The sequence below is a fragment of the Rhizobium viscosum genome, from assembly GCF_014873945.1.
Lineage (GTDB): Bacteria > Pseudomonadota > Alphaproteobacteria > Rhizobiales > Rhizobiaceae > Rhizobium > Rhizobium viscosum.
Genome location: NZ_JADBEC010000002.1, coordinates 967,773 through 986,454, shown reverse-complemented (window position 1 = coordinate 986,454; position 18,682 = coordinate 967,773). Strand labels below are relative to the sequence as shown.

Sequence of the window (18,682 nt, the reverse complement as noted above, 5' to 3'; positions counted from 1 at the left end):
TTAGTTCGGCGCTATCCTTGCGCGGCTACCTTCGGCTGCGGTTCATGCGCCGCTCCAGCCTTCGCCTTTTCCGTCCGCTCCTGGTGCCTTTTGCCCCATTCGGCCAACGGGGTGAGCGCCAGGTCGAGTTCGGCGCCTTCCGGCGTGACCGAATATTCGACGCGCGGCGGTACCTGGTGAAACACCTCGCGGTGGATGACGCCGTCCGCCTCCATCTCGCGCAGATGCTGGATCAGCATCTTCTCACTGATCTCCGGCTGCAGCCTTTTCAGTTCGCCGAAGCGGCAGGGCTGCGCCTGGTGGATCTGCCAGAGCAAAAGTGCCTTCCACTTGCCGCCGATCACCGCGAGCGCGGGACCTAATCCGCAACTGTCTGGCAGTTTCTTTTGTTTTTTTGCCAAGGAACTCTCCTTTTCTGAGGATTTTGTAGGTACCTTACTTTTTTGTCTGTACTTGTGCAATTGAAAGTACCGGCCTAACTTCAAGCAAGGACACCGGCGGTGCGGCCGGATGGCCAGCGGCAAGGCTTCCACCGTTTTTCGCGCGGCATAACCCGCCGCTCCCGACCGTTTCAAATCGACAGATCGCGGCGCCGGTTGCGCCGGGGAAGGAAGAATCATGAGCAGATTTTGGGGCAAGAAGGCCGTCGTCGTCGGTGGCACGCATGGAATGGGCCTAGCAGTGGCACAGGCGCTGATCGCCGACGATGCCGAGGTCCTGATCACGGGGCGCAATGAAAGGAACCTCGCGGATGCTCGCCGGGCGCTTGGCGGCAGCGTCCATGCGGTCCGGTCCGATATTGCCAGCATGGTCGATATCGCCGTGCTCGGCGCGGAAGTGGGGCAGAAGCTCGGCGAGATCGACTTCCTGCACGTGAACGCCGGCGTGTCGGAGCTGGAACCGTTCGACCAGATCACTGAAGCGTCTTACGACCGCCAATTCGGCGTCAACACCAGGGGCGCCTTCTTCACCACCCAGCGCCTCATTCCGCTGATCAAGGAGGGCGGTGCGATCGTCTTCACCTCATCGATCGCCGAGGATTCCGGCATCGCCGGCATGGCGGTGTACTCCGCCAGCAAGGCAGCGCTGCGCGCCTTCGGCAAGGTGCTGGCATCGGAACTCCTGCCGCGAAAAATCCGCGTCAACGTGGTGAGCCCCGGCTTCATCGACACGCCGACCATGGGCGTAGCCAGCGCCTCGGCGGAAGAGCGCGCCGCCTTCATGAAGGTCGGCGACGAGGTGACGCCGATGAAGCGCCACGGCAGGCCGGAGGAGGTGGCGCGCGCCGTTTTGTTCCTCGCCTTCGACGCCACCTTCACCACCGGCGAACGGATCAAGGTCGATGGCGGCCTCGGCCAGGACCTGTCGCCGGTCATGGCGTGAATAGGAACGCCGCATGCATAAGCTCGCAGCCTAACTTCACAATCGAACCGGAAAGAAAGGAAGACAAATGTCCGACGTATCCGTCATCGGCCTTGGTGCCATGGGCTCGGCCCTGGCTAGGGTACTCCTGAAAAGCGGCCTCAGCGTCACCGTGTGGAACCGTTCGCCGGCCAAGGCCGAGGCACTCGTAGCCAAAGGCGCCGTAATCGCCGCGAGCGTCAAGGATGCGGTCGAGGCGAGCAAACTGGTGGTCGCCTGCCTGCTGGTCTATGATACCGTGTATGAGGCGCTCGAGCCGGCAAAGGATGCGCTTGCTGGCCGAACGCTGGTCAACCTCACCAATGGCACGCCGGCGCAGGCGCGCGAGATGGCACAATGGGCAGCTACCCGCGGCGCCGACTACGTCGACGGCGGCATCATGGCGGTTCCGCCGATGATCGGCCAAGCCGAGACGCTGATCCTCTATAGTGGTGCACACGCGGCGTTCGAGGCGCACGGCAAAACGCTTGGCGCGCTGGGGATGGCCAGATATCTCGGCGACGACGCCGGGCTCGCACCGTTGCACGACATTGCCCTGCTCACCGCCATGTACGGCCTGTTCTCGGGCGTCACGCATGCCTTCGCGCTGACCGGATCGGAAAAGGTGCCGGCGGAAGAATTCCTGCCGATGCTGACCAACTGGCTCGGGGCGGTCATGACATGGCTGCCCGACATGGCGCGGCGTATCGATAGCGACGACTACCGCAGCGATGTCGTCTCGAACCTCGAGATGCAGGCGGCGGCTTTCGACAATTTTATCGCGGCCAGCGAGGGCCAGGGTGTCAGCCCCGAACTGATCGCACCGATGTTCCAGCTCATAAAAAAAGCCGTTGCATCGGGCTACGGCGATGCCGACCAGGCGAGCCTGATCGAGATGATCAGGTCGAGGCAGCAGGCCGAAAGGCAGCTGGCGGCGGGCTGAGGGCGCGATCCAGCGCCAGCATCATGCGGGCTTATACTGCCTGTATTTCCCGCCGCAGCCTTGGCGCGTTCTCCGCGTCGGCTGTCACCAGACAGAGATCGACAAGCCTATCCAGCAGGACGCTCAGGAAATGCAGGCGTGCTGGCTCAATCAACCCTGCCGGCAGGACATGGTCGGCGCTTTTGGGTCAGACCGTCGGAACCCGCGGAGCCGATCTTATAGTCCGAGCTTTAGAAGGCATCCATGTCGACATGGATGATTTTCGGACGGGGGTCGAGCTCATGTCGTTCATGGCGGCTTCAGCGATCGCGATGGGATCGGCATCTGAAATTTCGCGCCGAAACAAAAAGAGAACATAGCAGCCTTCGGTACGATATCAACCATTTCGATCGACGGCTGCGCCATCTGGCGAAACTCGCAGCCGCCGGAGGCGTTTCGTTCCGTGAAGATCAACATCATGAGACGGACGCCGGCACTACGCCTCGTACCATGGGAGGATTCGCGAACTTATGGCAGACAATCTTTCGAAATACCGTGCCAAGCGCGATTTCCAGAAGACAAGCGAACCGAGCGGCGAGGCTCGTGTCAAACCGTCCAATCGCCGACGGTTCGTGATCCAGAAGCACGATGCGACCCGCCTTCACTATGATCTCAGGCTCGAGTTCGACGGCGTCTTCAAATCCTGGGCGGTGACCAAGGGGCCATCGCTCGATCCGCACGACAAGCGGCTCGCGGTGGAGGTCGAGGATCACCCGCTTGACTACGGCGACTTTGAAGGCACGATTCCCAGGGGCCAGTATGGCGGCGGCACGGTCATGTTGTGGGACCGCGGCTATTGGGAACCCGAAGGCAGGGCGCCACCGGAAGAGGCCTTGAGAAAGGGCGACTTCAAATTCACACTTGAGGGCAGGCGTCTGCATGGCAGTTTCGTGCTGGTTCGGATGCGCAACGACCGTGATGGCGGAAAACGGACCAACTGGCTGCTGATCAAGCATCAAGACGATCATTCGGTCGAGGAGAACGGCGCGGTCATCCTGGAGGAGCACCCGACCTCGGTCGCCTCCGGCCGGAGCATGGAGCAGATCGCCGAAGGCAAGGGCCGCAAGCCGCGCCCGTTCATGATGACGAATGCGGATGTCGAGGCGGACGCTGTCTGGGACAGCAAGCATGGCCTTGCCGCCGACGAGCGCAAGAAGAGGTCTCGCAAGGATGTCGCGACATCTACTGCCGCCGACCTGCCGGATTTCATTGACCCGCAACTCTGCGAGAAGGTTGCTCGGCCGCCAGCGGGTGACGATTGGCTCCACGAGATCAAGTTCGACGGCTATCGCATCCAGATGCGCGTTGCCCATGGCATGGCGATCCTGAAAACGCGCAAGGGCCTCGACTGGACGGCGAAATACCCGGAAATCGCGGATGCGGCTTCCGATCTCCCCGACTGCATCATCGATGGCGAAATCTGCGCGCTCGATGGTAACGGCGCGCCGGATTTTGCCGCACTGCAGGCGGCCCTGTCTGAGCGTAAAACCGGTGATCTGGTCTATTTCGCGTTTGATCTCCTGTTCGATGGTGGTGTGGATTTGCGGTCCATGCGTCTGGTGGAGCGGAAGGAGCGACTGCAAAACCTTCTCGCCGATGCCGGGGACGATCCCCGCATCCGCTATGTCGAACATTTCGAATCCGGTGGCGATGCCGTATTCCGCTCCGCCTGCAAGCTGCATCTCGAGGGCGTCATCTCCAAACAGATGGATGCCCCCTATCAATCGGGCCGCACCGATACTTGGACAAAGTCGAAATGCCGCGCCGGCCACGAGGTGGTGATCGGCGGTTATGCCAGGACCAACGGAAAGTTCCGGTCTCTCCTCGTTGGTGTCCACCGTGGTAATCGCCTCGTCTATGTCGGCCGCGTCGGCACGGGCTACGGCGCCCGGAAAGTCGAGATGCTACTTCCGAGACTGGAGGCGTTGGAGGCAGCGAGATCACCCTTCACCGGTATCGGTGCTCCCAAGAAGCAGGCCGAAGTTGTCTGGGTGAAGCCCGAGCTTGTCGCCGAAATCGAATTCGAAGGGTGGACCGCGGACGGCCTTGTCCGCCAGGCCGCTTTCAAAGGGCTGCGCGAGGACAAGCCAGCGAAAGAGGTTGACGCCGAGAAGCCGGCATCGGCCGCCAAGACCGATACAGTTGAACCTGCGCGAACCGTCAAGTCCAGACCCGCCCGCCGCAAAGGTGCGAAGGCAGAGGTCATGGGTGTGCTGATTTCCAATCCGGACAAGCCGCTCTGGCCGGACGCTGGCGATGGCGAGCCCGTCACCAAGGAAGAGCTGGCGCGCTATCATGAAGCCGTCGGCGCCTGGCTCATCGATCACATCAAGGGCCGGCCCTGTTCGATCATCCGCGCGCCCGATGGTATCGGCGGAGAGCAGTTCTTTCAGCGTCATGCAATGCCCGGTACGTCAAACCTCCTCGAGCTGGTGAAGGTCTTCGGTGACAAGAAGCCTTACCTGCAGATCGATCGGATCGACGGACTGGTGGCGATCGCCCAGATCGGCGGTGTCGAGCTGCATCCCTGGAACTGCGAACCCGGCAAGCCGGAAGTGCCTGGCCGGCTGGTCTTCGACCTCGATCCCGGTCCTGATGTGCCATTTTCGACTGTCGCCGCCGCCGCGCGCGAGATGCGCGACCGCCTTGAGGAACTCGGTCTCGTCAGTTTTTGCAAGACCACGGGCGGCAAAGGACTGCATGTCGTCACGCCGTTCGCCGTCAACAAGCGCAAGCCGCTCACCTGGGCCGAGGCCAAGGGCTTTGCGCACGATGTCTGCCAGCAGATGGCACGCGACAGTCCCGACCTCTATCTTATCAAGATGACCAAGAGCCTGAGGGGCGGTAGGATATTCCTCGATTATCTCCGCAACGATCGCATGGCGACGGCAGTCGCGCCGCTGTCACCACGGGCGCGGCCCGGCGCCACCGTGTCGATGCCTCTCACCTGGACGCAGGTGAAGTCCGATCTTGAGCCGAAGCGGTTTACGCTACGCACGGTGCCGGCACTGCTTGCCAAGAGTACGGCTTGGCACGACTATTGTGACGGCGAGCGGCCAATTGACCAGGCGATCAAGCGTCTCGGCAAATCAGGACGAGCAGTGTGATCTGCGAAGGGCGGCTCCCGGTCGATGTCACATGGACAAGGAAACGAAGGACAGATCCAGACCACCCCCAGGCGAGGGTGCAACGACCGACCTGCCGCACGACCGGACAACGGTCGAGCGGTTTCGGCAGGCGTTTCCGCGTGCTCGGTGGAGTGACCGTCTCAATGCCTGGTTCGTGCCCGGCCGCACCGCCGAGAGGCGCATCGGCCGCTGGCTCGCCGAAATGGAAGCCGAGGCTGACAGCTTCGCCGACGAGAAGGGCAGGGACGCCTTTGCATTCGAGCCAATCGAAAGCTGCTATCTCGAAACAGCACCCGCGGCCTTCCAGATCCGGACGCCCTATTCACGGACCGTTGTCAACGAAATCCGAGAGATCCCATATGCGCGCTGGGACGCCGATCGCCGCCTCTGGACCGTTCCCTACCGTTCCTTCGAAGAACTTCGGCAACGATGGCCGGCGATCGAGGCGGCGGCCGAGCGCAGCGAGCCGGAGGCTCGGCTGGCGCGGCGCAAGGCGATCAAGGGAACGGCGGAAGAGGCTGCGTCCAAGGCGAGGACAAGGGAGCGCCGGCGGAAACGTTACCCGGTCCCTGCCGAGGACGCCCCGCCGCTCGAGCGCGCGATCAGCACGCATATCGGAGTGATTTTCTTCACCGGCACGGACGGCGAGCTGGCCGACCCGGTGACGATCGATGTCTTCTACTTTCCCGCGGCGGATGGCGAGGAATATGTCTGGGCGTCTTGGCGAACAGGCACGTTGGAAGAACTGGTGACGACCTGGCCAGTCCGGACGGCGCCGGAACAAGGCGAGCGCGACCGCGGTTGGTGGGTGCCAACGCTCGAGGAGTTGCGGGTGGCAAGACGCAACGCTAGATCCAGACGGCGAGCCGAAGAGCGTAAGGGGAAATCATCTGGTGAGAGAACAGCAGACCACCCTTGAGACATTCCTAAGCCCGGCCTCGATCGAGCCGCGCGAACTCGTTGGCTTGTGGAAAGGGCGCGGCATCCGTTCGATGGTGTGCTCGAAAATCTCGGCTGGTTCGGCAAGCGGTTTACCACAATGCCTGAACGGCGACGACGACGAGAAAAGCAACTACCACCACGGAAACCATCCGTAAAACAGTGCGATTGGCCTGGGCGAGTACATGTGGCTTCGGGCCTCGCTTGGGATTGAATTTGTGGCGACGTTTATGCGGCGCTCCCGCCTGGGACGATTTGTTTCCTGCTGCCATGGCTGTTTCGCTCGAAGTGGTTGATTTCTGGAGGGCCAATCTAGCATGAACGCCGTCTCGCGCTTAGTGCGCAATAATTCCCGTCGCCGCATGGACTTGGTGGGCGGGTCGCTGTCGGAGGCCGCAGGCAGTCTTATTGATTGAAGGAACTAGCTGTTCTTTGCGTGGCGGAGAACGGTGACATCTGACGCCTTCAAGAAAAATAGGCAAGACCCCGCCGAGGTGCGAACGGTCGGGGGATGTCAGCCAGGGGCACTCCGCTGCAGGCGGGGAAGAACGCTTTGAGTTCTCACACTTTCGCGACAAGCAGCAGAACGAAGTCGATATCATTATCGAAGACAGAAGAGGACGCATTGTCGGCATTGAGATAAAGGCCTGGCCTTGATCAAGACATCGATCGCCTCGGCGTGAACGTCGACCAGCGCCTTGGTGCCGAGATAGAACTGGTGGTTGGGAACGAGGCCTTCGCCGTTGCTCAGTTCCCGCGCCTCGATCGCGACTTCCGCCGCTGCCTGGAAGGGATCCCAGATGACCTACGCGTCCACCGCACCTTTTCGAAGGCTGCCCGGCCGTCGGCAGGAGCTAGCCTGCTCTTCGGCCGAGGTTCTCAACAATAGAGGGCTCTCGGCACGTTAACGCTATTTTAACTATGTGAAATACAACTACGGCATGGTGGTGTATGAATCCATTTTCAATGGAATGGGTGAAGGCATGACGACGAATAGATATTCGGCCTTTGCGCCGATCGGCCTCAATTTCCATAACAAGCAGCCGCGAACGGTCATCCGCAATGTCATCGACGCGGCACGCGTTCTCATCCAGGATTGGCCGCTCGACGACGGGGAGGACTACGTCATCGCCGTAAAGGCCTGCGCTGATGCCCTCGTTGGGGAAACCAGCCCGGAGGAGCTTCGGCAAGCGCTTTTGCGGGCCGCGAACGAGGCCGGCATTTCCGCCCTTTTGCTTGTCCAGGGCGAGTTCTGCGAGATGAGTGCGTCGAGCCGCCCGGTCGTTGCACGGCAAGTGAAGCCGTAATCTAATGTCTTTCAAGCACCCGCGCTGCTGCAGTGGTTGAGATTTCCAGGCGATCGGGGTCGATATTCACGTAGCCGCGGCGCGTTCCACAAACCGCTCCGCCGTCGGCGAAGATCTCGACGATTCCGCAGTCATGAAACAGACGAAGGTCCTTCGCCTCGCCGAGCTCCGCCACATAGTGGATTGAGCCGTCGTCCTCGGCGAGGCGAATCAATAGGATGCCGTCGGCGACGCTTACCTCGAAAGCAAGCTCGCCACCTTTCGTCGCGACAAGCTTGCTGCCTTCGAGCGGCCCGGCAAGCCGGATTTCAATGGGAGCTTTCGGCAGCGAGTATTGGCCACTTTGGTTTTCAATAACTGGGTCGGCGGCATAGTGCCCGTCGACTTCAATCACCGGCAGCATGAGCAGCCTCTTCTTGTCTTCGCTCAGGCTTAAAACGCGGGGCAGGGACATTTCGCCGGAATAGGATGAACCCTCGGGCTTGCGATATTCCCAGTTGAAAAGCCAGGCAAACGCGATCTGACGTCCGTCTGCCTCGAAACTCTGCATCGCGTAATAGTCAGTCCCAAAATCCAGCAATTGCAGTTCCGGCGTGTCGGGCACGAAATGGTCCTCGTTAAACTCACCGATCAGCGCGTAAAGAAGATTGTGGCGCTGTGTTCGTGGCTCGACATGGCCCACAAAACCCATCACCAGAACCCACTTATCCCCCAGCCGAAGAAAATCCGGGCATTCGACCGCACGTGCGCCTTCTTGGCGGAAGTTGACCGGCGCGCGGTAGAGCGGCCTGATATATTGCCAATCAAGGCCATCGCCGGAGCCAAACAACAAGACCGCGGGATCGCCCTCGATCGATGCGCCGAGAATCATGCGATAGGCGTTGGCTGCGTCGTCCCACCAAACCTTTGGATCACGGAAGTCGTGTTCTACCCCGTCGGGACGCTGTTCCAACACCGTCACAATGGCTTCCGCCTTGATCATCCTCCGATCTGGGTAGGCGATTTTCTGAACTTCTCGATAGCCCTCGAACAAATCATACGCCGGCAAGCGCTCTGTATAGAAGAACATCAATCTTCCATCTCGATCTAAAAAGGCGTTGCCGGAAAATGCTCCTCCAGTGGCGCCAAGACGCCAAAGGTTTTGTTCCGGGTGTAGGAAAACCGGCATGTGCAACCAATTGACCAGATCGCGGCTGGCCGCATGTCCCCAATGCATCGGCCCCCAGTCGCCGCCAGCGGGATGGAATTGATAGAAGAGGTGCCATAGCTCGCCGATCTTGCAGAGACCTACGGGATCGTTCATCCAATGCCGGATTGGCGAGAAATGAAGCGCGGGACGATCCGGAACGGACCGAAGCCAATCTTTTATTTCCGCACCGGTGCGTTGAAGGATCCCTTCTTCCGAAAATTCAAAGACTGTTATGCCGGTCTCGTTCACGGTTTGATGCTGATACCCGTAGGCCCAAAGAACACCGCCCGGCGCATTGGTGACGATGGTGACCTCGCAAGCTTCACTGTGATGATACGTGAAAAACTCCGGATGAGTGGCAAATGACGGAACCTGCCAAACCGTTTTTCCATCGATGCTGATACGAAAAAAGCCGTTGCCGGCGGCCCAAAATTCCAAGCGGTACCCCGCGGGGAGGAATAGGTTTTGCTTCATCAACGGGCCAACTTCCCGTTTTCCATTTGGTTCGCCATGAATACATCTCCAAATAGCCACTGAATTTTCGACCGGCGGTCTAGCTAAGCTCGCTCTACATTGAAAATTGCCGACTATTGCCCAGGAACGGGAGTGCTCCTGAATGCATTCACTGTTCTGTCGATCTCAACCTGTTCGTCATTGCCTGAATCCAGGATTGTGTTCCGTACCGACCCCTGTTGCACTAGCACTGCCGTCACTTCGAGGGCTTTCAGATCGCTGGTTGAAAGCAAGGCGCCGACTTGTGTTGAAAAACAGGCGCTGTTTGGTGCATCGTTGATCTGCGATACTTCGGTTGTGGCCACAATGTGATTGTTGGCAATGTAATTGCCGGTACCGGAAACCACATTGATTATCACCGGCTTGACGGCGTGTGGCTTGATAAACTGCGTGTCTATTGTTTCCGAAATGTGGTTCGCGATTACCGAGTTGTTGCTGCCGTCAATGTGCAAAAGTCCGAACAGATCATCCAGACCGTTATCGTATTTCTGCATCGGCGCCCATGGCTCGCGATCTCGCAAAAAGTGATTTGAGGACACCAAGTTCTCGCAGCAATTAGCAGCAAAAACCAACATTCCCGGATAAAAAGAGTGGAATCTATTTCCCGTGATCGAGGAGCGCACGACGCCGGAGAAATAGACACTGCTCGCTCCTCGAGGGAATACGTTGTTTGAGGATACTAGAATGCCCCCATAATTTTCAGCATAGATTGAATGCCCTCTATATCCGGCTCCGATAAAATTGTTTGCTATTCTTGAGGCCTGCCCCATACCTTTCAATTCGATACAGTTGCCGCACTCCGCAATGAAGTTGTTATCTATCGCCAGCGCATCTGCATCGTGAACAGTAACTCCATGCTCCAGATAGATAAGACCCATCCCCGTTATTCGGAATGAGTCATTGGCGCTGCCGACATAGATTCCCGTTTTGTCATTCTTGTATGTATTTTCCGCATCATTTTGCCCCGAACCATCGTCGGTGAAGTGCAGGCCATCGATGCAAAAGTCAGCAAACTCGACAGAGCTTATACGAGGATTTCCGGTGCGCTTGACATGAAATGCGGCTCCAGCAGCCTCACCGTCAGCGGCCTCAGGAGAAATGTCCACAAGTATGCGGCTTCCGCCCGGCCATACTTCGCGCCACTGTGCCAGTTCGTTTATGGGCGTGTTGAAACGGATGCTCGAGGACGTAAATCCATGTCCAGAGCCCATAATTTTCAGAAAGCTCACGTCTATAACGACTTGAGTGACAAGACGATAATCGCCGGGCGGTATATAGATAACTGCTCCAGGTTTTCCGCCATCTTTTAGGTCGGCAACCGCTTGCCTGCTCTTGATGTCAGCAATGATGCTATTGATGACCGCTCCGATATCCTCATAGGGATTCCCTACGGGATACTTCGTTACGTCGTAACAGTTTTCGCTGACCATTATTATTGTCTCCTCGGACATGTCTTACTCCCCAGCGGAAAGTAGACGGATGTTCTTGATGGGCTTGTCGCTCGCAACCCGCCTGGGCAAATGCGTTCACCGGCTCTTTGTTTGAGTTCGTAGTGCGAGCCGAAAGGGTAGCAGGCGATTGGTTGCGGTAGATGGACTCGTCATTCCTGTTTTTCTGCTGGCTGTACCATCACCAGATGCTGGTGCGGGTATCAGGTTCAAAGAAATGAAGTTCTTCGGCATCGACAGCGATGCGCGCGATCTCACCTGCGCGTGCTGTGCTCTTGGAAGAAAAGCGGGCTACGGCAGCTTTTCTGTCGCCGATGTCGGCGACGGCGTCCAGGTCGCCAGCATCCACCCAGGGTGCATCGATATTCAAATGCACCATGGATTCAGAACCTAGCGCCTCAACGAGGGTGACCGGGGCCGAGATCTCGGCCGAAGACGGCCGGACGGCGGCGTCGTTCATGTGCTCGGGCCGGATACCGACAATGACCTGACGGTTCGACGCACCGCTGAGCGAGGGGCGGCATTCGAAGACCCGGTCAGGGATCTGGAAATTGTTGCTGCCCAGGGTCAACGTCCTTCCATCCAGGACAGCCTCGTACAAGTTCATCGAGGGCGATCCGATAAAGGCGGCGACAAAGACATTGTCGGGGCGATTGTAGAGGTTGTTCGGTGTGTCGACTTGCTGCAGCACGCCGCCTTTCATCACCGCGACGCGATCGCCCATCGTCATCGCCTCGACCTGGTCATGCGTAACGTAGATCGTCGTGACGTTGAGTCTTCTTTGCAGGCTGGCGATCTCGGCCCGCATCTGCACGCGCAGCTTGGCATCGAGGTTGGAGAGCGGTTCATCCATCAGGAAGGCAGCCGGCTTGCGGACGATCGCGCGACCCATCGCGACGCGTTGGCGCTGGCCGCCGGAGAGGAGCGCCGGCTTGCGGTCAAGCAGTACCGTCAGTTCGAGGATGCGCGCCGCCTCGTTTACGCGACTGTCGATCTCGGCCTTCGGCAATCCCGCCATCAGCAGGGGAAACGCGATGTTCTCGCGCACGGTCTTGTGCGGATAGAGCGCGTAGGACTGGAACACCATGGCAATGTCGCGGTCCTTGGGATCGACATGGTTGACGACCCGGCTACCGATCCTGAGTTCGCCACTGGAAATGCTCTCCAGCCCGGCGATCATTCTGAGCGCCGTCGACTTCCCGCATCCCGATGGCCCGACAAATACCATGAACTCACCATCTCTGATGTCGAAGTTCAGATCGTGAAGGGCGTGGAAGCTGTTGCCGTAGATCTTGTTGATATTGCGCAGTTCTATGTCGGCCATGCATGCCTCCTCATCCCTTGACAGCGCCGAACGTCAGGCCGCCGACGATCTGTTTTTGAAGTGCGAGCGTTACGATGATGACGGGCAGCGAATAGAGCACCGCGGCTGCGGTCATCGCTCCCCAGGCAAGCCCATAGACGGAATTGTATTCGGCAATGACGATCGGGGCCGTCTTCGTCGCTTCCGACGTCAGCAGCAGCGCATAAAGGAACTCGTTCCAGCTGGTGATGAAGGTGAAGAGCGCGGTCACCGCGATCCCGCCCGTCATCACCGGAAGTATGATCTTTCGAAAGGCTTGGAAGCGCGTGCAGCCATCGATGCGTGCGGCCTCTTCAAGCTCTTTCGGCACGCCTTCGAAGAAGGCGGACATGAGTAGCAGCGCCAGCGGCACCGCGGCTGAAGTGTGGGCCAGGACCAACCCCGGAATGGTGTCGAGCAGGCCCATGGACTTCAAAAGCTGGAACAGCGGCACGCCCAGAGACACCGACGGCACCATGCGGGTGACCAGAGCAAAAAGCAGGAAAAGCGTCGTGATCCGGCGGCGATACTGCGTCGCAACGTAGGCGGCGGGCACGGCCACCAGCAGCGAAAGCGCCGTCGTCAGGGCCGCCACCGTGAGAGAACTGAGGAAGGCCTTCGGCAAGGCAGAAGATTGCAGGACTTCGCGAAAATTCTCGAACGATATGACGGCGGGAAAGAAGCTCGGCGGGATCTGCTGGACATCGGCCGCCGGCTTGATGGAGGTCATCAGCAGGTAGATATAAGGCAGCGCGTAGGACAGCACCAGCACGAGAGCGGCCGCATTGATCAGGACGCCGCTGGTATTGAGGCGGGACATTCTATGCATGGGCCGGCCTCCATATCCTCCAATAGGCAACGGCCGCCAGAACCATCATGACGAGGAGGAACAGCGTGCCGGAAGCCGAGGCCTCGCCGAGATCGCCGAAACGAACCATGCGCTGATAGATGTTCATCGAGAACACTTCGGAGGCGTGGCGGGGACCGCCCTGCGTCTGAATCCAGATGAGATCGAAGGTCTTGGCGGCATCTACGCCACGTACGATCACCACGACGGCGATCACCGGGCGCATCAGAGGCAGGGTGACGTGCCAGAACCGCTTCAGCGCGTTGGCCCCGTCGATGCGCGCCGCTTCCAGCAAATCCCTCGGAATATTCGTCAGCCCGGCATAGGAGACGAGCGCGACAAAGGAGGTCGTCAGCCAGATGTCGGCGAACGAGACGGAATAGATGACGATGTCCTCGCTGGACAGCCAGGCGATATCATTGGGATCGTCGATAAGCCCCAGGCGAACGAGGCCATAGTTCAGAATGCCGATATTGCCGACCAGCAGAAATCGCCACAACAGGCCCGCGACGATTGGCGGGACCATCAGCGGCAGAGCAAAAATTGTCCGGTGCCAGCGCGATTGACCCACCATGGCGGAGAACAGCAGTGCGGCGCAGAATCCGAAGGTGAATTCGAAAAAGAGTGCAAAGACCGAATATTGCAGGGTCCGCATAGCGCTTTCGGCGACGCGCTTAGAGGTCAGCGCATCAACATAGTTTTTCAGTCCAACCCATTCGCGTATGTGGGGCGTGATCGTTTCGACCTTGAAAAAGGAATCGAATATCAACAGGCCCACCGGATACGCGACCAGCAGGCCAAGCAGGGCGACTGCAGGCGCGAGCATGCAGAGCACAAATCGGTCTTCATCCGACATTTCCGTCTCCGAAAGCTGATAATGCGGGCGCCATTTGATCCTCCCGCGATACTGAGGAACTTACGAGGTCAGTTGAGAATGTCCTCGATCGTTTCCCTGGCTTCCTTGAGCACGTCTCCGACATCGGCCGTGCAGGTCAGCGCCTGCTGAACCGCCGGCAGGACGGCTTCATCGACGATTTCCTGATATTTCTCGTTTATCGGCCGGCCTTGCGTCGCGGGGGCACTCAGCGTCTCCAGGAGTGGCGTGAAATGTTCATAGCCGGGCTTGCCGACATAGCTGCGATAGGCTGAATTCGTCGCCGCCAGGCCGAGCGGGGCCTCGATGCCCAACGCATTGTTGGCGATCGCAAAAGCAATGAACTTCTTTGCGGCGTCCTTGTGCTGGGAGGTCGTCGGAACGACATTGTACCAAGGACCAGGGATCGCAGCGATTCCAGCGTCGCCGGCGAGCATCGGCGCGACGCCGACCTTACCGCTAACTTTTGAATCCGCTGGTGTCATCTTGTAGGCGTGCGCCCAGAATTTCATCATCGCCGTCTTGCCCTGATAGAAAAGGTTCTGCGCCTCGCCCCAACCGATTTCGTTGACGTTCTCCGGGACGGAATGGTCGGTGCAGTGCGGCGCGATATAGAATTCGAGCGCTTTTTTATGCGCCTCGTTGTCGATGATGACCTTGCCGTCCTTGTCGAGGATCACGCCGGGCGAGCCCGCCTGCAGCACATGCGCCATCCATTCCTCCGAAAATGTGCCGATCGTGTCGGTGCCCCAGAAGTCGACCTTGCCGTCGCCGTCGGTGTCGCGCGTGAAGAATTTTGCGATGTCGCGCCATTGCTGCCAGGTCTTGGGCGGCGCGAGAGGATAGCCATACCTTGCCTGGAAAGCCTCTTTTTCCTCGGGCTTGTCGAACAGGTCCTTGCGGTAGAACACAATCTCGGCATTCGCCCAAGCGGGCATACCGATCATTTTCTCGCTGACCTTGGCGTCGGCAAGAAGAGTGGGCGGCAGGTCCGCGCGAACCCCGTCGATGAAAAGAGACGAGAGATCTTCGACATGATCCGCGAATTTCGCATTCCACACGACATCGATCGTCACGACATCGAATGCCGAAGAGCCGGAGGCGATTTCAGCGGAGAACTTGTCAAAGACACCCTGATAGGGGACGACAGTGAAATTCACCTTGATACCAGTGTCGGCGGTGAACTTCTCGGCAACCGCCTTCTGCAGCATCTCGCCGCCGCCTTCGACCAGGATATTGATGGTTTCAGCCTTGGCAGAGGCCGCCATCAGAACGAGCGCAAGTGCGCTAGCGCCAGCCAGTTTCTTCATCGATTCCTCCCTTGATACGCCAGGCCCTCCGAGCGGCCCTCGCTTGTCAAGAACATAGGTGGCATATGACGACGTTGTCAATGCACATTGTCGACGTTGTCAGAAAAATATGTCGACGTTGTCATGCATCTGGTTTAGAACCTATGCCGGCAAGGAGATAGGCGGACATGGTCAGCATTGTCAGCGTCGCGAAAGCGGCCGGGGTTTCGAATAAAACAGTCTCTCGCGTTATTAATGGTGAGCCTTATGTGACCGAGGAAACCCGAGAGAAAGTGGAAAAGGCGATCCGGGACCTTGGCTATATTCCCAACATGGCAGCGCGCCTTATTCGTTCGAGCCGCTCTAACACATTCGGCATCATCACCGATTATGTATCCACCACGCCGTACTCAGTCGATATCGTACGGGGAATTCAGGATTGGGCAAATGCAAACGGAAAAACCATCCTCATGGCCAATACCGGTGGCTCCTCTGAGCGAGAGGTAGAAATCTGGAAGATGTTCCAGTCCCATCGAATCGATGGTGTACTCTATGTGACAATGTACCATCGTGTGGTGGATCCTGACGTCGGCGACGTTCGAATTCCGACAGTGATGATCAACTGCAGACCACAAACAAGCGAGCTATTACAGTCCATTGAGCCCGATGATTACCAGGGCGCCCGCGATCTTACGCGTTACCTAGTTGAGCACGGCCATCGCAGGATCGGATATGTCCGGCTCAATCCGATTCTTCTGGGCGCCGAACTGCGCCTGGAGGCATTCCTCAAGACAACTAGGGAATTCGGTTTCTCCGAGGAAGACCTCACTATCAGACTTGGTATGGAGGGGAGCGTCGGGGCAGAGAGCAACTATGTCTTTGCGGCAGCGACGGAGATGCTCACGCACAAGGACCGCCCCACCGCGATCATGAGCGGCAATGATGAAATGGCGATTCAAATTTACATCGCGGCTTTGTCTCTGGGACTGCGGATTCCAGAAGATGTCAGCATCGTGGGCTTCGATGATTTTCGAACGGTCTCGAAGTCCCTGAAACCGGAACTGACGACTGCGGCACTGCCATACTACGACCTCGGTCTGAGGGGCGCGGAGCGCTTGGACACGCTTTTACAGGGTGATGAAAGTGGCCCGTCCCAGTGGGTTCTGCCCTGCAAACTTATTGAACGGGATTCGGTCAGCCGCCCCCGCGCGTTCGTAACATCTTTTCGCTAGCTTGTTTCTCGCTCGACCCTCATGCAATCGGTCGACCTTCATCGTCGCCACCCCACTGTTGCCGGATCACAGGGAACCAACAGACGTTCGAAGGGTTTGGTGTCAATCTTCAAGGAGTCTGAGCGGCTGCGAGGTATGCGTGCAACCAACGATCCACAGATATGTGACCGTCAACGGCATCGATATCTTTTACCGCGAGGCAGGGCCTGAAAACGCACCCGTAGTGCTGTTGCCGCATGGCTATCCATGCTCGTCGTACGAATTCCGCAATCTCATGCCTAGGCTGTCGGATCGTTGGCGACTGCTTGCGCCGGACTTTCCCGGCGCCGGCTACAGTGCGACGCCTGACGACTTTGACTACAGCTTCGATGGCTATGCCGGCTTTCTGGACGGCTTCGTCAAGACGGTCGGCGTGCAGCGCTTCGCACTTTATCTCCATGACTTCGGATCTCCCATCGGCGCGCGGCTGGCTATCAAGGCACCAGAGCGCATCGCAGCGCTCATCATCCAAAATGGCGATATCCCGTACGAGGATGCGCTGGGGCCGAAATATGCCGAGATCGAGAAGACCTGGCGGCTATCCCGCCCCGACATGAGGCGGAAACTGGCGGAGGCGATCAAAGAACAGACATTCAGGGAGGAATTCCTAAACGATGTGGGGCCTGAGCTCGCCCGGCAGATTCCGCCCGACCTTTGGAAGCTGCATTGGTCGTTGATGACGCCGAAGCGCAAGGAGATTGCGATTGATCTGATCGCGGGCCTGAAAGAAAACCGCGCCTGGTTTCCGCGACATCGGCACTACCTCGCCAAGCATCGTCCGCAGACGCTGATCATTTGGGGACCGCAGGACGGGTACATGCCGGAGACGTCGGCGCGCGCCTACCTCCGCGATCTCCCCGACGCCGAACTGCATCTGCTGGATGGCGGTCATTGGCTTCTTGAGACCAACCTCGATGAGGTGCTCTCACTCGTGCGCGATTTTCTTGGCCGAGTTTATTCCTCCGGCAAACCAACGACCCGATGTGATGATGGCGTGAACTGAACGGATGATCTGCCAGGACGAGCTTCAAACGGGCCGGCGCGATCACAACGATGCTCTCAGCCACCGACCCCAACTTCTAGATCGACCATGACTCCGAAGTGATCGCTGGCCCAGACGCCGTCAATCGGCTTGTCGAAAGCAAGCGTTGCGGATTGGATGACGGCATGCGCCTTGGGATGTGCATCCCACGAGCCGACGAACACGTAATCGAAGCGGCACCGGTGACCGGGCTGCCTGACGATCTGCTCCGAGCCGGAAAGCGCATTTGGGTTGTCGACCGTCCACGTGTAGCCCGGACCTTCGCCAGCTACTGCCCATGCATCGTGGTAAAGGACGCTACGGCCTTGCAGCGATTGCCGGCCCGACAGATAGCGTATGCTCGCAGCATCCGGTGCAGCGTTGAAGTCGCCGGCGATGATGGTCGGCAGGTCGCAGCGATGGCGCACGTCGAGATCGGTGATCGCTATAGCCTGTCGTTCCCGGGCCGCCTCAGCATCAAGCCGCCACGCGGCAGTTGCCCCAATGAAAAGCAGTTCACCCAACCGGGGCAACTCCACGACAACGGCGAGTGTCGCCCAAGGCACGTCGACCACGCCCGCCATTCGCAGGTCGAGGGCCTCAACCGCACGATGCGGCCATCGGGTGGCGACGGCGCTGCCGCCATAGCGCTCGGAGAATGGAGGGTTAAACTCTTGCAGATCGCTTTGATGCGTCCGTTGAAGCGGCAGACCTTCGAGCAGGCGGTCAAGCATTCTGACATCACCCGTCTGGACCACTTCTTGAAAAGCGATCAGATCGGGATTAAGCCGATGCAGTTCTCGGTTGATGATTGCCGGCCGCCGAGAATCGCCTTCGGTATTCCAGACGTTGAGCGTCACGATCCTTATGCGCATCACAAGATTTCCTTTTCGTTGCGCGGCAGCACCGGAAAATAGATGCCTTGGTAATCGCTGATCTGTCGTTCTAACGCATCTTCACACAATTAGCTCCGAACCTTGGTCCTGGCGCGCGGACTAGGCCCGCCAAACGTGGGCAGGGTCACAGATGATGGGTCCCAGCGCACAACGTCCTGAGGGGCTTAAGTTTTCGTTCTCTGATCGAGAACCAGGCTTTCCGTTATTCCGGTGGCCGCTCTGAAAAGAATTTCGC

The 18,682-nt window shown here is 58.7% G+C and carries 15 protein-coding genes and 3 pseudogenes; 9 read left to right on the top strand and 9 right to left on the bottom strand.

Annotation, left to right across the window (positions count from 1 at the left end):
• Positions 1 to 11: 11 nt before the first annotated feature.
• Entirely contained in the window at positions 12 to 401 is a 390-nt protein-coding gene (locus H4W29_RS34500) for a winged helix-turn-helix transcriptional regulator (protein WP_246517453.1), read from the bottom strand.
• A 217-nt stretch (positions 402 to 618) separates the two neighbouring features.
• Between H4W29_RS34500 and H4W29_RS25400 the strand changes: the two genes are divergently transcribed.
• The 6 genes and pseudogenes from H4W29_RS25400 to H4W29_RS25380 all read left to right on the top strand — a co-directional run.
• Entirely contained in the window at positions 619 to 1,383 is a 765-nt protein-coding gene (locus H4W29_RS25400; RefSeq protein WP_192731610.1) for an SDR family oxidoreductase, read from the top strand.
• A 67-nt stretch (positions 1,384 to 1,450) separates the two neighbouring features.
• On the top strand, positions 1,451 to 2,344 hold the full coding sequence (locus H4W29_RS25395) for an NAD(P)-dependent oxidoreductase (protein ID WP_192731609.1): 894 nt from the start codon (positions 1,451 to 1,453) through the stop codon (positions 2,342 to 2,344).
• A 509-nt stretch (positions 2,345 to 2,853) separates the two neighbouring features.
• A complete protein-coding gene (ligD, locus tag H4W29_RS25390) occupies positions 2,854 to 5,490 on the top strand; it encodes a DNA ligase D (RefSeq protein ID WP_192731608.1) in 2,637 nt (878 codons plus the stop codon).
• 31 nt (positions 5,491 to 5,521) lie between these two features.
• Positions 5,522 to 6,430 (top strand): hypothetical protein, encoded by a 909-nt coding sequence (locus H4W29_RS25385; protein ID WP_192731607.1) that lies wholly within the window; start codon positions 5,522 to 5,524, stop codon positions 6,428 to 6,430.
• Positions 6,405 to 6,547: pseudogene (locus H4W29_RS34240) on the top strand (GXWXG domain-containing protein); the annotation flags it as partial. The gene H4W29_RS25385 and the pseudogene H4W29_RS34240, both read left to right, overlap by 26 nt.
• Positions 6,548 to 6,984: 437 nt before the next feature.
• Positions 6,985 to 7,098, top strand: a pseudogene (locus H4W29_RS25380) (DUF4143 domain-containing protein); the annotation flags it as partial.
• 1 nt (position 7,099) lies between these two features.
• Here the strand turns inward: H4W29_RS25380 and H4W29_RS34495 are convergent.
• A pseudogene (locus H4W29_RS34495) lies at positions 7,100 to 7,314 on the bottom strand (sulfonate ABC transporter substrate-binding protein); the annotation flags it as partial.
• 119 nt (positions 7,315 to 7,433) lie between these two features.
• Between H4W29_RS34495 and H4W29_RS25375 the strand changes: the two are divergent.
• A complete protein-coding gene (locus tag H4W29_RS25375; RefSeq protein WP_192731606.1) occupies positions 7,434 to 7,757 on the top strand; it encodes a DUF982 domain-containing protein in 324 nt (107 codons plus the stop codon).
• Between the two features lies 1 nt (position 7,758).
• Here H4W29_RS25375 and H4W29_RS25370 read toward each other — a convergent pair whose 3' ends face one another.
• The 6 genes from H4W29_RS25370 to H4W29_RS25345 all read right to left on the bottom strand — a co-directional run bounded on the left by H4W29_RS25370 (position 7,759) and on the right by H4W29_RS25345 (position 15,280).
• Positions 7,759 to 9,420: a glycoside hydrolase family protein gene (locus H4W29_RS25370; protein ID WP_192732786.1), complete on the bottom strand. Its 1,662-nt coding sequence runs from the start codon at positions 9,418 to 9,420 to the stop codon at positions 7,759 to 7,761.
• 113 nt (positions 9,421 to 9,533) lie between these two features.
• Positions 9,534 to 10,889 carry a NosD domain-containing protein gene (locus H4W29_RS25365; RefSeq protein ID WP_192731605.1) on the bottom strand — a complete coding sequence of 452 codons (1,356 nt, stop codon included), beginning with the start codon at positions 10,887 to 10,889 and terminating at the stop codon, positions 9,534 to 9,536.
• 199 nt (positions 10,890 to 11,088) lie between these two features.
• Complete coding sequence (locus tag H4W29_RS25360; protein ID WP_192731604.1) at positions 11,089 to 12,231, bottom strand: ABC transporter ATP-binding protein; 1,143 nt, start codon at positions 12,229 to 12,231, stop codon at positions 11,089 to 11,091.
• 10 nt (positions 12,232 to 12,241) lie between these two features.
• Entirely contained in the window at positions 12,242 to 13,078 is an 837-nt protein-coding gene (locus tag H4W29_RS25355; RefSeq protein ID WP_192731603.1) for a carbohydrate ABC transporter permease, read from the bottom strand.
• Positions 13,071 to 13,952 (bottom strand): carbohydrate ABC transporter permease, encoded by an 882-nt coding sequence (locus H4W29_RS25350; RefSeq protein WP_192731602.1) that lies wholly within the window; start codon positions 13,950 to 13,952, stop codon positions 13,071 to 13,073. The genes H4W29_RS25355 and H4W29_RS25350 overlap by 8 nt, the downstream gene beginning before the upstream one ends.
• 68 nt (positions 13,953 to 14,020) lie before the next feature.
• Positions 14,021 to 15,280: an ABC transporter substrate-binding protein gene (locus tag H4W29_RS25345; protein ID WP_192731601.1), complete on the bottom strand. Its 1,260-nt coding sequence runs from the start codon at positions 15,278 to 15,280 to the stop codon at positions 14,021 to 14,023.
• Between the two features lie 167 nt (positions 15,281 to 15,447).
• Here H4W29_RS25345 and H4W29_RS25340 point away from each other — a divergent pair, with 167 nt between their 5' ends.
• Entirely contained in the window at positions 15,448 to 16,491 is a 1,044-nt protein-coding gene (locus tag H4W29_RS25340) for a LacI family DNA-binding transcriptional regulator (protein ID WP_192731600.1), read from the top strand.
• A gap of 163 nt (positions 16,492 to 16,654) precedes the next feature.
• A complete protein-coding gene (locus H4W29_RS25335; protein WP_192731599.1) occupies positions 16,655 to 17,533 on the top strand; it encodes an alpha/beta fold hydrolase in 879 nt (292 codons plus the stop codon).
• A 56-nt stretch (positions 17,534 to 17,589) separates the two neighbouring features.
• On the opposite strand, the gene H4W29_RS25330 is transcribed toward H4W29_RS25335, so the two are convergent.
• Complete coding sequence (locus H4W29_RS25330) at positions 17,590 to 18,411, bottom strand: endonuclease/exonuclease/phosphatase family protein (protein ID WP_312872379.1); 822 nt, start codon at positions 18,409 to 18,411, stop codon at positions 17,590 to 17,592.
• Positions 18,412 to 18,682 lie beyond the last annotated feature (271 nt).

Coding starts and splice junctions, on each gene's coding strand:
- H4W29_RS25400 (WP_192731610.1), top strand. CDS start 619: ATGAGCAGATTTTGGGGCAAGAAGGCCGTCGTCGTCGGTGGCACGCAT.
- H4W29_RS25395 (WP_192731609.1), top strand. CDS start 1,451: ATGTCCGACGTATCCGTCATCGGCCTTGGTGCCATGGGCTCGGCCCTG.
- ligD (WP_192731608.1), top strand. CDS start 2,854: ATGGCAGACAATCTTTCGAAATACCGTGCCAAGCGCGATTTCCAGAAG.
- H4W29_RS25385 (WP_192731607.1), top strand. CDS start 5,522: ATGGACAAGGAAACGAAGGACAGATCCAGACCACCCCCAGGCGAGGGT.
- H4W29_RS25375 (WP_192731606.1), top strand. CDS start 7,434: ATGACGACGAATAGATATTCGGCCTTTGCGCCGATCGGCCTCAATTTC.
- H4W29_RS25370 (WP_192732786.1), bottom strand. CDS start 9,420: ATGAAGCAAAACCTATTCCTCCCCGCGGGGTACCGCTTGGAATTTTGG.
- H4W29_RS25365 (WP_192731605.1), bottom strand. CDS start 10,889: ATGGTCAGCGAAAACTGTTACGACGTAACGAAGTATCCCGTAGGGAAT.
- H4W29_RS25360 (WP_192731604.1), bottom strand. CDS start 12,231: ATGGCCGACATAGAACTGCGCAATATCAACAAGATCTACGGCAACAGC.
- H4W29_RS25355 (WP_192731603.1), bottom strand. CDS start 13,078: ATGCATAGAATGTCCCGCCTCAATACCAGCGGCGTCCTGATCAATGCG.
- H4W29_RS25350 (WP_192731602.1), bottom strand. CDS start 13,952: ATGTCGGATGAAGACCGATTTGTGCTCTGCATGCTCGCGCCTGCAGTC.
- H4W29_RS25345 (WP_192731601.1), bottom strand. CDS start 15,280: ATGAAGAAACTGGCTGGCGCTAGCGCACTTGCGCTCGTTCTGATGGCG.
- H4W29_RS25340 (WP_192731600.1), top strand. CDS start 15,448: ATGGTCAGCATTGTCAGCGTCGCGAAAGCGGCCGGGGTTTCGAATAAA.